The sequence below is a fragment of the Peptoniphilus ovalis genome, from assembly GCF_018919265.1.
In the GTDB taxonomy this organism is placed as follows: domain Bacteria; phylum Bacillota; class Clostridia; order Tissierellales; family Peptoniphilaceae; genus Peptoniphilus_A; species Peptoniphilus_A ovalis.
Genome location: NZ_JAHLQO010000006.1, coordinates 121,666 through 134,701 on the forward strand (window position 1 = coordinate 121,666; position 13,036 = coordinate 134,701).

The 13,036-nt window shown below is 30.1% G+C and carries 11 protein-coding genes and 1 other annotated feature; all 11 genes read left to right on the forward strand.

Translation table 11 applies throughout. The features are described from left to right. Window positions 1-21 precede the first annotated feature (21 nt). The 11 genes from KQI68_RS09315 (at window position 22) to ilvA (ending at window position 12,880) form a co-directional block, all read left to right on the forward strand. Entirely contained in the window at window positions 22-897 is an 876-nt protein-coding gene (locus KQI68_RS09315; RefSeq protein WP_216549850.1) for a polyphosphate kinase 2 family protein, read from the forward strand. 72 nt (window positions 898-969) lie between these two features. Next, window positions 970-1,620 (forward strand): response regulator transcription factor, encoded by a 651-nt coding sequence (locus KQI68_RS09320; RefSeq protein WP_216549851.1) that lies wholly within the window; start codon window positions 970-972, stop codon window positions 1,618-1,620. Beyond that, on the forward strand, window positions 1,608-2,474 hold the full coding sequence (locus KQI68_RS09325; protein WP_216549852.1) for a sensor histidine kinase: 867 nt from the start codon (window positions 1,608-1,610) through the stop codon (window positions 2,472-2,474). The genes KQI68_RS09320 and KQI68_RS09325 overlap by 13 nt, the downstream gene beginning before the upstream one ends. 83 nt (window positions 2,475-2,557) lie before the next feature. Then, the gene (locus KQI68_RS09330) at window positions 2,558-3,214 is read left to right on the forward strand and encodes an ABC transporter ATP-binding protein (protein ID WP_216549853.1); all 657 of its coding nucleotides are present in this window, start codon (window positions 2,558-2,560) and stop codon (window positions 3,212-3,214) included. Beyond that, entirely contained in the window at window positions 3,211-5,661 is a 2,451-nt protein-coding gene (locus KQI68_RS09335; RefSeq protein WP_216549854.1) for an FtsX-like permease family protein, read from the forward strand. Before KQI68_RS09330 ends, KQI68_RS09335 begins: the two co-directional genes overlap by 4 nt. A 101-nt stretch (window positions 5,662-5,762) precedes the next feature. After that, window positions 5,763-5,990 (forward strand) — a binding site (T-box leader). 49 nt (window positions 5,991-6,039) lie between these two features. Beyond that, window positions 6,040-6,804: an ABC transporter ATP-binding protein gene (locus KQI68_RS09340; protein ID WP_216549855.1), complete on the forward strand. Its 765-nt coding sequence runs from the start codon at window positions 6,040-6,042 to the stop codon at window positions 6,802-6,804. 15 nt (window positions 6,805-6,819) lie between these two features. After that, window positions 6,820-8,481: a biosynthetic-type acetolactate synthase large subunit gene (gene ilvB, locus KQI68_RS09345; RefSeq protein ID WP_216549856.1), complete on the forward strand. Its 1,662-nt coding sequence runs from the start codon at window positions 6,820-6,822 to the stop codon at window positions 8,479-8,481. Window positions 8,482-8,485: 4 nt separating this feature from the next. Then, a complete protein-coding gene (ilvN, locus tag KQI68_RS09350; protein ID WP_216549857.1) occupies window positions 8,486-8,965 on the forward strand; it encodes an acetolactate synthase small subunit in 480 nt (159 codons plus the stop codon). A 13-nt stretch (window positions 8,966-8,978) separates the two neighbouring features. Beyond that, window positions 8,979-9,974, forward strand: a complete 996-nt coding sequence (gene ilvC, locus KQI68_RS09355; protein WP_246541301.1) for a ketol-acid reductoisomerase — start codon at window positions 8,979-8,981, stop codon at window positions 9,972-9,974. Window positions 9,975-10,022: 48 nt separating this feature from the next. Further along, window positions 10,023-11,687 (forward strand): dihydroxy-acid dehydratase, encoded by a 1,665-nt coding sequence (gene ilvD, locus KQI68_RS09360; RefSeq protein WP_216549858.1) that lies wholly within the window; start codon window positions 10,023-10,025, stop codon window positions 11,685-11,687. Next, entirely contained in the window at window positions 11,684-12,880 is a 1,197-nt protein-coding gene (ilvA, locus tag KQI68_RS09365) for a threonine ammonia-lyase (protein WP_216549859.1), read from the forward strand. The genes ilvD and ilvA overlap by 4 nt, the downstream gene beginning before the upstream one ends. The last annotated feature ends 156 nt before the right edge of the window (window positions 12,881-13,036 follow it).

A 13,036-nucleotide genomic window follows, 5' to 3' on the forward strand; every position in this document is an offset into this window, starting at 1 on the left:
ATAAAAGTAGGAGGGGATTTTATGAATATAGAAAAGTATAGAGTAATTGCAAAAACAGAAAAAGATTTTAAAGAAATAAATCTTAAAAAAGTTCCAACATCATATGAAGGAAAACTTAAAAAAGATGAAGTTAATGATAAATTACTTAGAGAAAACATACATGAAATGAGAGAATATCAAGAAAAACTTTATGCAGAAAACACAAAAGGCCTTTTAATCATACTCCAAGCAATGGATGCGGCAGGAAAGGACTCACTCATTAAAAAAGTTATGACAGGAATTAATCCACAGGGAACTCATGTAGCTTCCTTTAAAGAGCCGACATATGTAGATCTTGACCACGATTATTTGTGGAGAATAAATAAAGAACTGCCAGCAAGAGGAGAAATTGGAATATTTAACAGAAGTCATTATGAAGATGTAATAGTTTCAAGAGTTCATAAATTAGTCTTAGACCAACCGCTTCCTAAGAATTTAAAGACAGATGAAATTTGGGACAGAAGATTTGATGAAATAAATAATTTTGAAAAGTATTTAAATGACAATGGTATAAAAGTCATAAAATTATTCCTTCATGTTTCAAAAGAAGAACAAAAAGAAAGATTAATGGAGAGAATAACAAAAGAAGATAAACACTGGAAATTTGCAAAGTCTGACATAACAGAAAGACAGTATTGGGATGATTATCAAGAAGCTTATGAAGATATGTTTAACAGAACTTCCACAGAATACGCACCTTGGTATATCCTTCCTGCAGATAGGAAGTGGTTTACAAGATACTTGGCATCAGAAATAATACTAGATGCATTAAAGAAGCTAGATCCAAAATTTCCAGAATTATCTAAAGAAGAAGAAAAAGACTTAGAAAAATGGAAAAAAATATTAGAAGAAGATTAAAGAGGTAGATTTCTATCTCTTTTTTGTTTACTTAGAATGATATAATAGAATAAAAAAGAAAAGTTGGTATTTATGCAAAATATTTTAATAGTTGAAGATGATAAAAATTTAAATAAAGGCTTATCCATTGCCTTCCAAGATAAATATATTATCCATTCTACATTTAGCTTAAGTGAAGCGAAAAATTTTATAGATAAAGTTGACTTAATCTTACTTGATATGAATTTACCTGATGGAGATGGATTAGACTTAATTAAAGAAATTAGAAAAAATTATAATACAGCGATTATTGTAATATCTGCAATTGATTTGGAAAGCTACATTATTTCTGCAATTAATCTAGGTGCAGATGATTACATAACAAAACCCTTTTCTTTAGGTATTCTTCAGGCAAAAATTGAAAGATTGTTAAATAAAAACACATATGATAATAAAATTTATTCAAAAGATGGCATTTACTTTAATTTTGACGAAAATATTTTTAAAGTAGAAGAAAATAATATAAGTTTAAGTCCAACTGAAGAAAAAATTCTATATTTTTTAGTAATGTCTGAAAATAAGATAATTACTAAGGAAGTTTTACTTGAAAAAATTTGGGGAATTGATGAAAACTTTATAGACGAAAATACAATTAGTGTAAATATTTCTAGGTTGAGAGGGAAATTAAAACCACTTAATCCTATTGAGACAGTTTTTGGGGTTGGTTACAAATGGAATTTATAATTTTTATATTAATAATTGTACTGTTAATGGTAACTTATAAATATTTTCAGTTGATAAGAGAAATGAGGGAGTTTTCTGATTTTATTGATTATGGAACAAAGGGAAATCTTTGTGATATAGAATTAAATGAAAAGGAAGTTTCAAAATTAAAAAGTAAAATCTATAAATTCTTAAAATCAAATGAGATTCGCCAGTCAAAATTAAAAGGTGAAAAGGAAAAAACTCAAAACCTAATAGCAGATATATCTCATCAGACAAAAACACCTATTACAAATTTAAATTTATACATAAATTTGCTAGAGAAGGAAAATAAAAGTGAATATTTTGACATAATTAAATATGAACTAGAAAAATTAGATTTCTTAATTAAAAATCTTGTAAAATCTTCAAGACTTGAATCAAATATAATTTCACTAGAAAAGATGAATGTGAATTTTAAAAATTTGATTCTCGATGTAGTTTCTGAACTTGAACCACAGGCTATTCGAAAAAATATAAAAATTATAAAAAATCTAGAAGATTTTAATTTAAATGTGGACTTAAGATGGACTAAAGAAGCGATTCACAATATTTTAGATAATGCAATAAAATATTCTCCCGAAAATTCACAAGTTATAATAAATTCATATAAATCAAGCCTCAACTATAATTTAGACATAATTAATAAATGCGAAGATATAGGTGATTTATCAAAATTATTTACAAGATTTTATAGAGGTGAAAATTCAGTTTTAAAGGACGGGCTTGGCTTAGGTCTTTTTATAACAAGAGAAATATTAGAAAAGGAAAATGCACAGATCAAGGCAATATACAATGATAATAAAATAAAATTTGAATTAGACTTCCCACTTTGAGAAGTCTTTTTTCTTACAACATTGTAAGAAGTTTTGAAAGAAGTTTGTAAGATATTCTTGATACTATTAAATGGAGGTGAAATATGTTAAAAGTTAGAGATTTAAAAAAATATTACAATAAAAATATTGAAGTAAAAGCACTTGATGGAGTTTCTTTTGATGCTAAAAGGGGAGAATTTGTATCTATTATTGGAGCTTCAGGCTCTGGCAAGTCAACTTTATTACATTTAATTGGTGGACTTGATTATCCAACTTCAGGTACTGTACTTATAGATGATAATGATTTATATGAATTAAAAGATGACGAGAGAACTATTTTTAGAAGGAGAAATATAGGATTTGTATTTCAAAATTATAATCTCTTGCCAATGCTTAATGTTTACGAAAATATTGTAATTCCCTTTGGACTTGATGGAGAAAAGGTTGACAAAGATTATGTAGACTATGTTATAGAGATTCTAGAAATAAAAGATCAAATTTATAAAATGCCTAATGAATTATCAGGAGGTCAGCAGCAGAGAGTTGCAATAGCAAGGGCATTAGTTACAAAGCCAAGTATTATTTTAGCAGATGAGCCTACTGGTAATTTAGATTCTAAATCTTCCTCACAAGTTGTATATCTATTAAAAAAAGTAAATATTGAGCTTGGAAATACTATACTTATGATTACACATGATGATAATGTTGCACAAGCTGCTAGTAGAACTTTAAAAATAGAAGATGGAAGGCTATTAATATGAATGTAAATAATAAAGGTTCTATAAGAAAAGTCGCACTTCATATTTTAAATCATAAAAAATCAAGAAGAAATATTTTATTAATATCAATAGTACTCACTTGTGTTCTATTTACTACTCTTTTTTCTGTAACCCTTGGAATAATAAAAAGTATGGAATTTCAAACTATGAAGTCTATTGGATCAATAAGTCATGGCTCTTTTAAAGAACTAAATGAAAAAGATATAAAAATCCTATCAAAAGATAAAAATATTAAAGACTTTTCAATAAGGACTAGAGTTGGAATTCTTGATAATGATAAAGTAATGGCAGAATTATCTTATCAAGATGAGAAGGGGTTTAAATGGGCAATAATAAATAATGTAAGGGGCAGTCTACCTAAAGAAAAGAAAGAAGTATTTGTTGAAATAAATACTATAAGAAAGTTAGGATATAAAGGAAAAATTGGAGAAAAAATTCGCATACCCTTTAATATAATGGAGTCCTATTCTTCAACTGTTATTGAGAGATTAGAAGATGAATTTATAATTTCTGGTACTTATGAAAATCCAATAGATTCAAATGTTGGAGTTGGTCAAATTTATCTTTCGAAAGAATATGTAGAAAATCTAAATCTTCCCAATAAATCATGTGACATGGAGGTAGTGCTAAATAATTCTATAAATATTAGAGGTAAATTAATTGATATTGCAAATAGAAATGGATATAAAGTTTTAGATGATTCAATAAATCTTGGTGACAAAGAAATTAGAATAGGGGTAAACTTTGCATATTTTGGCAATGATGAAAATTTTGATTATAAAATATTTGCTCCAGTATTATTTTTAGCTTTATTAGTATTTATTGCAGCTTATTTAATTATAAATAATATTTTTAGCATATCAATTAATGAAGATATAAAAATTTATGGACTACTTAAAACAATTGGAATGACAAAAACACAGACAAAAAAATTAATAAGATATCAGGGAATTTTTCTTTGCATTCCTTCAATTGTAGTTGGAAATATAATAGGGCTTATCATGGGAAGGTTAATTCTAAATAAAATATTTGAAAACAATGAAATGCTTGCAAATATTAATATATCTTATAATATTTTATTTTTAATTATAGTTTTTTCTATAATATTTACTATTTTTACAATTTTAATTTCTGTGAATAAACCAGCTAAAATTGCTGCGAAATTTTCACCAATCGATGCAAGTAAATTTAATGAATATAAAAATATAAAAAACATAAAAAGTGAAGAGTTTTCACTAAATAAACTTGCATTTAGAAAGATTTTTTCTAAGAAATTTAGATTTATGTCGATTGTGCTTTCAATGTCATTATCTGCAGTGATTTTAAATTCAGTTCTGTCCTATACTTCAAATATTGATCTTAAAGCAGGGATTTCAGATATAATTATTACAGATTACAATTTAGCAAGTCCAAGATACTTTAGATATATGTATCTTTCTACAGAAGATAAATTAAATGAAAAATATATTGATTTAATTAAATCAAAAAAAGGATTTAAAAATGGAGGAGCCATCTATTCAACAGGATCAGAATTTCTATATCCCAATGTAAAAATAAATGATGAAAAATTAATTCCATTTATTTTTGGAATTGATAATTATCTGTTGTCTAAAATGAATGTGAAAGAAGGAAGCATAGATGGATTTAAAGAAGGAAACAGGGTAATAATTGGAGAAGGTGAGACTAAATCTAAATTTAATGTTGGGGATAAAATAAATATTACTTTTAATAACAAGACAATGGAAGCAGAAGTAATTGCCAAGATAGATTATAATTTTGCCAATGGAATTAGATATTTTTATTCAATAGAAGATGGTGAAAAAATATCAGATAATGAATTTATTTATTTAAATCCTAATGACTATACAAATCTTACTGGCGATAAGTCCATAATGAGTTATGGGTTTGATGTAGAGGAAAATAGTAAAGAAGAATTTAATAATCTACTTCAAAGTTTAGAAAATAATCTTGATTTTTCCTTTGATTCACGTGATAGACAGATAAATTCATTTAAAAATTTTAAAAATTTAATAGAATTTGTGGGATATTCTCTTTCAATTATATTATTTATAATTTCTATTCTTAATTTTATAAATATTATTGCTACAGAAATTATAAAGGAAAAAAATTCTTTATCAATTTTAGAAGCAGTAGGAATGACAAAGAAGAGCATAAGAAAATATTTAATAAAGAAAAATTTAATTTATTCAATATCATCGCTAATTTTTTCAAGTGTATTGATGGTTTTAATAAATGAATTTGTATTAAAAAGTTTATTATCAAATATGAATTGGACAAGCTATAATTTTGTCATCTTACCTTTAGTTATTGTAAATTTAATAAATATATTACTTGGTATTACATTTACTTCATTATTTTATGAAAGACAAAATAGAGAATCTTTAGTTGAAAGAATAAGAGATATTTAGTAGAAAATAAAAGTGATAAATTTTAGTATAAATTTTATACAAAAAGCCTTGACATTTTTTTTAAAAGAGTTTATCATATATTTTAACATTTTAAATCTTGAAAAAAATAATAGAAAAAAAGAGTAAGCTCATGGAGATTTTTAGAGAGTAAGTGTTTGGTGAAAGCTTATAATGGAAGTGAGGTTGAAAATCATTTTTCTTATGCAATTCTGAAATAGTAGTAAGAGTTGTCGCATTGGTAGGCGTTATTATTACCCGGCATTGATAGATGCTTGAGCGCTTATTTTTTATAAGAAAAAAGGTGGTACCGCGGTTAATTCGTCCTTTGTCATATATTGACAAGGGACTTTTTTTATAGGTTTTTTTGGGGAGTTAAAGATGATTGAATTTAAAAATATTTACTTTATTAGAGATGATAAAGTTTTATTAAATGATATTAATTTAAAAATTAATAAGGATGAAAATTGGCTAGTCCTTGGACCTAATGGATCTGGTAAATCTACTTTATTTTCTCTTTTGAATGTCTATACCGTGGCTACTAAAGGGAGTATGGAAGTATTTGGGAAGGTCTTTGGAAAGAGCAATTGGAATGAAGTCAAGGAAAGAATAAGAATTGTTTCATCAACTATGAATAAATTCAACGACACTTTTTATAAGGAAACTGTTTATGAAATAGTTCTTTCTGGACTTCACAATAAAATTGGTATTTTTGAAAAAGAAAGTGATGAGGATAGAGAAAAGACTTTAGAGTTTTTAAAGAAGTTTGATTTTTATCATATGAAGGATAAAAAATACTCAGTTTTATCAGCTGGCGAAAAGCAAAAGGCTTTGATTCTTAGGAGTTTAATTTCAAATCCTGAGATTTTAATTCTTGATGAGCCTTGTGCAAGTTTAGATTTATACCAAAGAGAAAAGATTTTAGATTTTCTAAAGGATTTAGACAATAACCTAATTTATATCACACATGATATTTCAGAAACTCTGCCAAATATTACTCATGTAGTACTTTTAAAAGATGGTGAAGTTTTGGCAAAGGGTAAAAGGGAAGATGTTTTGACTGATGAAAATCTTTCAAAACTATATGATTTAAATTTAAAAATTTTCTACGGAAATAATAATAGACCTGTAGTGGAAATTTTGTAGAGGGGAGTTGGTTACATGGAGATAAGAGGGGCAGAGATTATTATAAAAACACTTATTGATGAGGGTGTTGACACAATATTTGGTTATCCTGGAGGGTCTGTAATACAGGTTTTTGATGCACTGTATGACTACAACGAAAAACTAAGACTTGTAAGAACAAGTCACGAGCAAGGCGCAACTCATGCTGCTGATGGATATGCTCGTTCTACTGGTAGACCAGGAGTAGTTATTGCTACATCAGGTCCTGGAGCAACTAATACTGTTACGGGAATTGCTACTGCATATATGGATTCAATTCCTATGGTAGTTATAACTGGAAATGCTAATTCAAAACTTATTGGCAAGGATTCCTTCCAAGAAATTGACATTATGGGCATAACAATGCCAATTACAAAGCACAATTTTGTTGTAAGAGATGTTAATTATCTACAAGATATTATTAGACGTGCTTTTATGATTGCTAATTCTGGAAGAAAGGGTCCAGTTCTTGTAGACATTCCAAGTGACTTAATGGGTCAAATGGCAAATTATGAGAAAAAAGAACCTTTAAAGGAAGAAAAAAAATATGAAGTTAATGAAGATGAAATTTTAAGAATTGCAAATTGCATTAATAATTCCAAAAAGCCAATTATTTATTCAGGTGGCGGAGTTACATCTTCTGAAAGTTTTACAGAACTTAGAGAACTTATTAAAAAATCATCAATTCCAGCCTGTAACACAATTATGGGTATTGGAGTTTTAGGTCATGAAGATGAGCTAAATCTTGGAATGTTGGGGATGCATGGAAAGTACAGTACAAATTATGCAATAGATGAATGTGACCTTCTTATTGCATGTGGCGTAAGATTTTCTGATAGAGTTGCACTAAATACTAAGAAATTTGCACATAATGCAAAAGTTATTCATATAGATATAGACAAATCTGAAATCGACAAAAATGTCTTTGCTGATTACGGAGTTGTTGGAAATATAAAAGATATTTTACAAGCACTAATTCCTCATGTTGAGAGCAAAAATAGATACAAATGGATTAATAGAATTAACGAACTTAGAAAAGATGATTACAAGCCAGTAGATTTTCATGTTGATATAAAGCCTCATCAAGTTATTAGATACATTTCAGAAAAACTTGGTGAAGACCTAATCTTTGTAACTGATGTAGGACAACATCAAATGTGGACTGCCCAGTACTGCGGAAGAACTAAACCGAGATCCTTTTTAACTAGTGGTGGTCTTGGAACTATGGGCTTTGGATACGGAGCAGCAATGGGTGCAAAAATTGGAAACCCAGACAGACCAGTTGTATTAATAACAGGCGATGGATCCTTTAATATGAATTTTAATGAAATAATAACTGCTGTTAGAAATAATATAAAAATTATAACTATTGTAATGAACAACCACACACTTGGAATGGTTAGACAGTGGCAGCATTTACTTTATAATGATAGATTTTCAGGTACAAATATTGATGAAGGCCTAGACTATGTTGGACTTTCTAAGGCACTTGGTGCAGAGGGTTATAGTTGTAGCAAAATTGATGAATTTAAAAAGGCCTTTGAAGATGCTGTAAATTCAGATAAGCCATCTATTATCGAAGTTAAAATCGATAAAAATGAATTGGTTCTTCCAATGATACCATCAGGTGGCTCTGTAGAGGATGTGATAATGGAGTGATAATATGAAAGATTTGAGTACTATAAAAATTTTAGTTGAAAACAATGCAGGAATACTTACTAGAATATCTTCAGTTTTTTCAAGAAGGGGATATAATATTGAAAGTATTAATGCTGCAGTTAACTGGAATAGTGATAGAACAACAATTATTGCGACTATTTCAGAAGATGAAGATTTAGTTAGACAAGTTATTAATCAAATTGAGAAACTTGAAGATGTTGTTAAACTTGAAATTATGGAAGATAATAATTTTATCTCTAGAGAAATGTTAATAGCAAGACTTAGAGTTAGCAATAAAGATTATCTTGAACTCAGTGCACTTACTAATCTATACAATGCACACATTATCGATTACTCTTCAGAAGATTTATTTATAGAACTTACTGGAGAAAGAGAAAAACTAAATGATTTCTTGAATATAATTTCAAAATATGAAGTAGTTGACGTGTCCAGAAGTGGACTTACAGGAATAAAAAGAAAATAATGGAGGAAGAAAAATGATTCAAAAATATTATGACAAAGATTGTGATTTAAGTTTATTAAATGGTAAGACAGTAGCTATTATGGGATTTGGTTCTCAAGGACATGCTCATGCAATGAACCTTAAAGAAAGTGGAGTTAATGTAATTGTAGGACTTAGAGAAGGATCAAGCTCTAGAAAACAAGCTGAAGAATTTGGACTTGAAGTATATACAGTTGCTGAAGCTGCTAAAAAAGCTGACATAGTAATGATGCTTGTACCAGATGAAGTTTCTGCTGACATCTACAACAAAGAAGTTGCTCCAAACATGAAAGATGGAGACACTTTAATGTATGCTCACGGATTTAACATTCATTATAACCTTGTTAAACCAGCTGAAGGAATTGATGTAATCATGGTTGCTCCAAAGGGACCAGGACACACTGTTAGAAGCCAATACGAACAAGGTTACGGAGTACCATCACTAATTGCTGTATACCAAGACAAATCAGGCAAGGCAAAAGAAACTGCTCTTGCATATGCATCAGGAATTGGAGCAGGTAGAGCAGGAATCCTTGAAACAAGCTTTAAAGAAGAAACTGAAACAGACCTTTTTGGAGAACAAGCTGTACTTTGCGGTGGTATAACTGAACTTATGAAAGCAGGATTTGAAACTCTTGTTGAAGCTGGATATGAACCAGAAATGGCTTACTTCGAATGTATTCACGAAATGAAACTTATCGTTGATATGATAGTTGAAGGTGGATTTGCAAACATGAGAAATTCAATTTCTAATACAGCTGAATACGGAGACTATCACGCAGGTAAAAAAGTAATCGGCAAAGAAACTAGAGAAAATATGAAGGGAATACTTGAAGACATTCAGTCAGGTAAATTTGCAAGTGAATTCATGACAGAATTCTCATCAGGAAGAAAAATCAACTTCCTTACAACTAGAAGAAGAGAATCAGAACATCAATTAGAAGAAGTAGGTAGCGAACTTAGAGGAATGATGACTTGGTTAAAAAAGTAAACTGAGCAATTAGATTAGATAAATTAATCAAAGGATTAGGGAGGAAAAATGAACTTAAACAGTGATAATGTAGTTAGAGGAGTGGAAAGAGCACCTAATAGGTCTCTTTTCTACGCTCTTGGATACACCAAAGAACAATTAAATAGACCTCTTGTTGGAGTAGTTTCTGCTTATAGCGAAATTGTTCCAGGTCACATGTACTTAGACAAGGTTTCAGATGCAGTTAAAACTGGAGTTTTAATGAATGGTGGAACTCCAATTCTGATTCCTTCAATTGGAGTATGTGATGGTATTGCTATGGGACATGTTGGAATGAAATATTCACTTCCAAGTAGAGAACTTATAGCAGACAGTGTTGAATCCATGGCAATTGCACATGGATTTGACGCCCTAGTACTTGTGCCTAATTGTGACAAAATTGTTCCGGGGATGATAATGGGAGCTCTTAGACTTAATCTTCCTACAATTTTAGTCAGTGGTGGACCAATGCTTGCTGGCAAAGCTTCCGGCAGAGAACTTTCATTATCATCTGCTTTTGAAGCAGTAGGTGCAAACAAGGCAAATTTATTAAGTGATGAAGAGCTTTATGAAATTGAAAAGGCAGTATGTCCAACTTGTGGATCTTGCGCAGGGATGTATACTGCAAATTCAATGAACTGTCTATCAGAAGCAATAGGTCTTGCTCTTCCAGGAAATGGAACGACTCCAGCAGTTTATTCTGAAAGATATAGACTTGCAAAAGAATCAGGTTTTCAAATTATGGAACTTCTTAAAGAGGACATAAGAATTAAAGATATCATCACAAATAAATCAGTTAGAAATGCTCTTGCTTGTGATATGGCTCTTGGTTGTTCAACAAATACAGTGCTTCACCTCCTCGCAATAGCACATGAAGCAGGACTTGATGTTGATTTAAATTTATTTAATGAAGTAAGTGAAAAGGTGCCAAACCTTTGTCATCTTGCTCCAGCAGGACCTCATCACATGGAAGACCTATATTTAAGTGGTGGAATTGCAGCAGTTCAAAAAGAATTAACTAAAAAAGATTTCTTAGACACTGATGTAATTACAGTAACTGGAAAGAAACTTTCTGAAAATATTAAAAATGCAGAAATAAAAAATAAAGAAGTAATTAGAACTTTAGACAATCCTTATTCAGAAGTAGGTGGACTTGCAATATTATTTGGAAATATTGCAGAAAAGGGTGCAGTTGTTAAGCGTTCAGCAGTCGATGAAAAAATGCTTACTCACTCAGGACCAGCAAGAGTATTTAACTCTGAAGACGATGCAATAAAGGCAATCTATGGTGGAGATATAAAAGAAGGCGATGTAGTTGTCATAAGATATGAAGGACCTAAAGGTGGACCAGGAATGAGAGAAATGCTTAATCCTACATCTGCACTTGCAGGTATGAAGCTTGATAAATCTGTAGCTCTTATTACAGACGGCAGATTCTCTGGAGCTTCAAGAGGTGCTTCAATAGGACATGTTTCGCCAGAAGCTGCACTTGGTGGAGCAATTGGGATAATAGAAGAAGGCGATATAATTGAAATTGATATCCCAAATTATTCCATTAATCTAAAAATTTCTGATGAAGAATTTAAAAATAGAATGGAAAACTTCACACCAATGGAAACAAATAAAGTAAGCGGATGGCTTGATAGATATAGAAGACTTGTTTCAAGTTCAGACAAGGGGGCAGTCCTAGAATGACAAAAAATCTCACAATAGACTCTGTCTACAATGCGGCCTTTAAATTAAAGACCATTGTAAGAAAAACAGACTTAATCCATGCAGAAAATCTTGGAGAAAATATTTATCTTAAGACTGAAAACTTACAAAGAACTGGATCTTTTAAACTTAGAGGAGCATACAATAAAATTTCAAAGCTTTCCAAGGAAGAAAAAGAAAGAGGAGTTGTAGCAACTTCTGCAGGTAATCACGCACAAGGAGTCGCCCTAACTTGTAAGAAACTTGGAATACCAGCAACAATTTTTATGCCAGAGCATGCACCACTTTCAAAAGTTGAAGCAACAAGGTCTTACGGTGCAGAAGTCATCCTTGAAGGCAATAATTACGATGAAGCCTTCCAAGCTTCTCAAGAGTATAACAAAAAGCACAACAAAACTTTTATCCATGCCTTTGACGACATTGATGTAATTGCAGGACAAGCAACACTTGGTCTTGAAATACTTGATCAACTTGTAGATGTTGAAGCTGTTATTGTTCCAATAGGTGGCGGCGGACTAATTAGCGGCATTGCATTTTTAATTAAGTCTTTAAAGCCAGATACAAAAATTATCGGAGTAGAAGCAGAAAATGCAGCCTCAATGAAAAAATCAATAGAAGAAGGAAAAATTGCAGACCTCGATACTGTAAACACCTTTGCAGATGGTATTGCTGTAAAAAAACCTGGAGAGCTTACATTTGAATTTGTAAAAGAATATGTAGATGAAATTGTAACAGTTTCAGAAGATGAAATTGCATCTGCAGTTCTTGAACTACTTGAAAAGCAAAAGCTAATGTGTGAGGGCTCAGGTGCTGTAAGTTTTGCAGCTATTAAGCATGGCAAAGTTGATGTAGATGGCAAAAAGACAGTTGCACTTCTATCAGGTGGAAATATTGATGTAAATATTTTATCAAGAATTATTTCAAGAGGACTTGTAAAATCTGGAAGAAACACAACTTTAAACATTGAACTTTCAGATAAACCAGGTGAACTTGTAGCAGTTTCTAAAATTATTGCAGATCATGGAGCAAATGTAGTTAGAGTTGATTACAACACTTCAGAAAAACCTAACGAAATATTCTCTTGCGTATTAAATATAAAATGCGAAACTAGAAACGCAGAACATGAAAGAGAAATAAAAAAGGCCTTTAAAGAACAAGGATTCAAATTAATATAAGATAAATTCTATTTAAAGTTTTTGAGACTCGAAATGACGGGTCTCTATTTTTTTTAAGTAAATACATAAAAAAATTGAAAAAAAAAACATTGTACTATAATAAAATTATAAAATGCTAAATAAAGATTTTAACAATAATAATTAAAGGGGGCTAGA

What these genes read in the sequence shown, in the direction of transcription:
- KQI68_RS09315 (WP_216549850.1), top strand. Translation starts at nt 22, where the DNA reads ATGAATATAGAAAAGTATAGAGTAATTGCAAAAACAGAAAAAGATTTT.
- KQI68_RS09320 (WP_216549851.1), top strand. Translation starts at nt 970, where the DNA reads ATGCAAAATATTTTAATAGTTGAAGATGATAAAAATTTAAATAAAGGC.
- KQI68_RS09325 (WP_216549852.1), top strand. Translation starts at nt 1,608, where the DNA reads ATGGAATTTATAATTTTTATATTAATAATTGTACTGTTAATGGTAACT.
- KQI68_RS09330 (WP_216549853.1), top strand. Translation starts at nt 2,558, where the DNA reads ATGTTAAAAGTTAGAGATTTAAAAAAATATTACAATAAAAATATTGAA.
- KQI68_RS09335 (WP_216549854.1), top strand. Translation starts at nt 3,211, where the DNA reads ATGAATGTAAATAATAAAGGTTCTATAAGAAAAGTCGCACTTCATATT.
- KQI68_RS09340 (WP_216549855.1), top strand. Translation starts at nt 6,040, where the DNA reads ATGATTGAATTTAAAAATATTTACTTTATTAGAGATGATAAAGTTTTA.
- ilvB (WP_216549856.1), top strand. Translation starts at nt 6,820, where the DNA reads ATGGAGATAAGAGGGGCAGAGATTATTATAAAAACACTTATTGATGAG.
- ilvN (WP_216549857.1), top strand. Translation starts at nt 8,486, where the DNA reads ATGAAAGATTTGAGTACTATAAAAATTTTAGTTGAAAACAATGCAGGA.
- ilvC (WP_246541301.1), top strand. Translation starts at nt 8,979, where the DNA reads ATGATTCAAAAATATTATGACAAAGATTGTGATTTAAGTTTATTAAAT.
- ilvD (WP_216549858.1), top strand. Translation starts at nt 10,023, where the DNA reads ATGAACTTAAACAGTGATAATGTAGTTAGAGGAGTGGAAAGAGCACCT.
- ilvA (WP_216549859.1), top strand. Translation starts at nt 11,684, where the DNA reads ATGACAAAAAATCTCACAATAGACTCTGTCTACAATGCGGCCTTTAAA.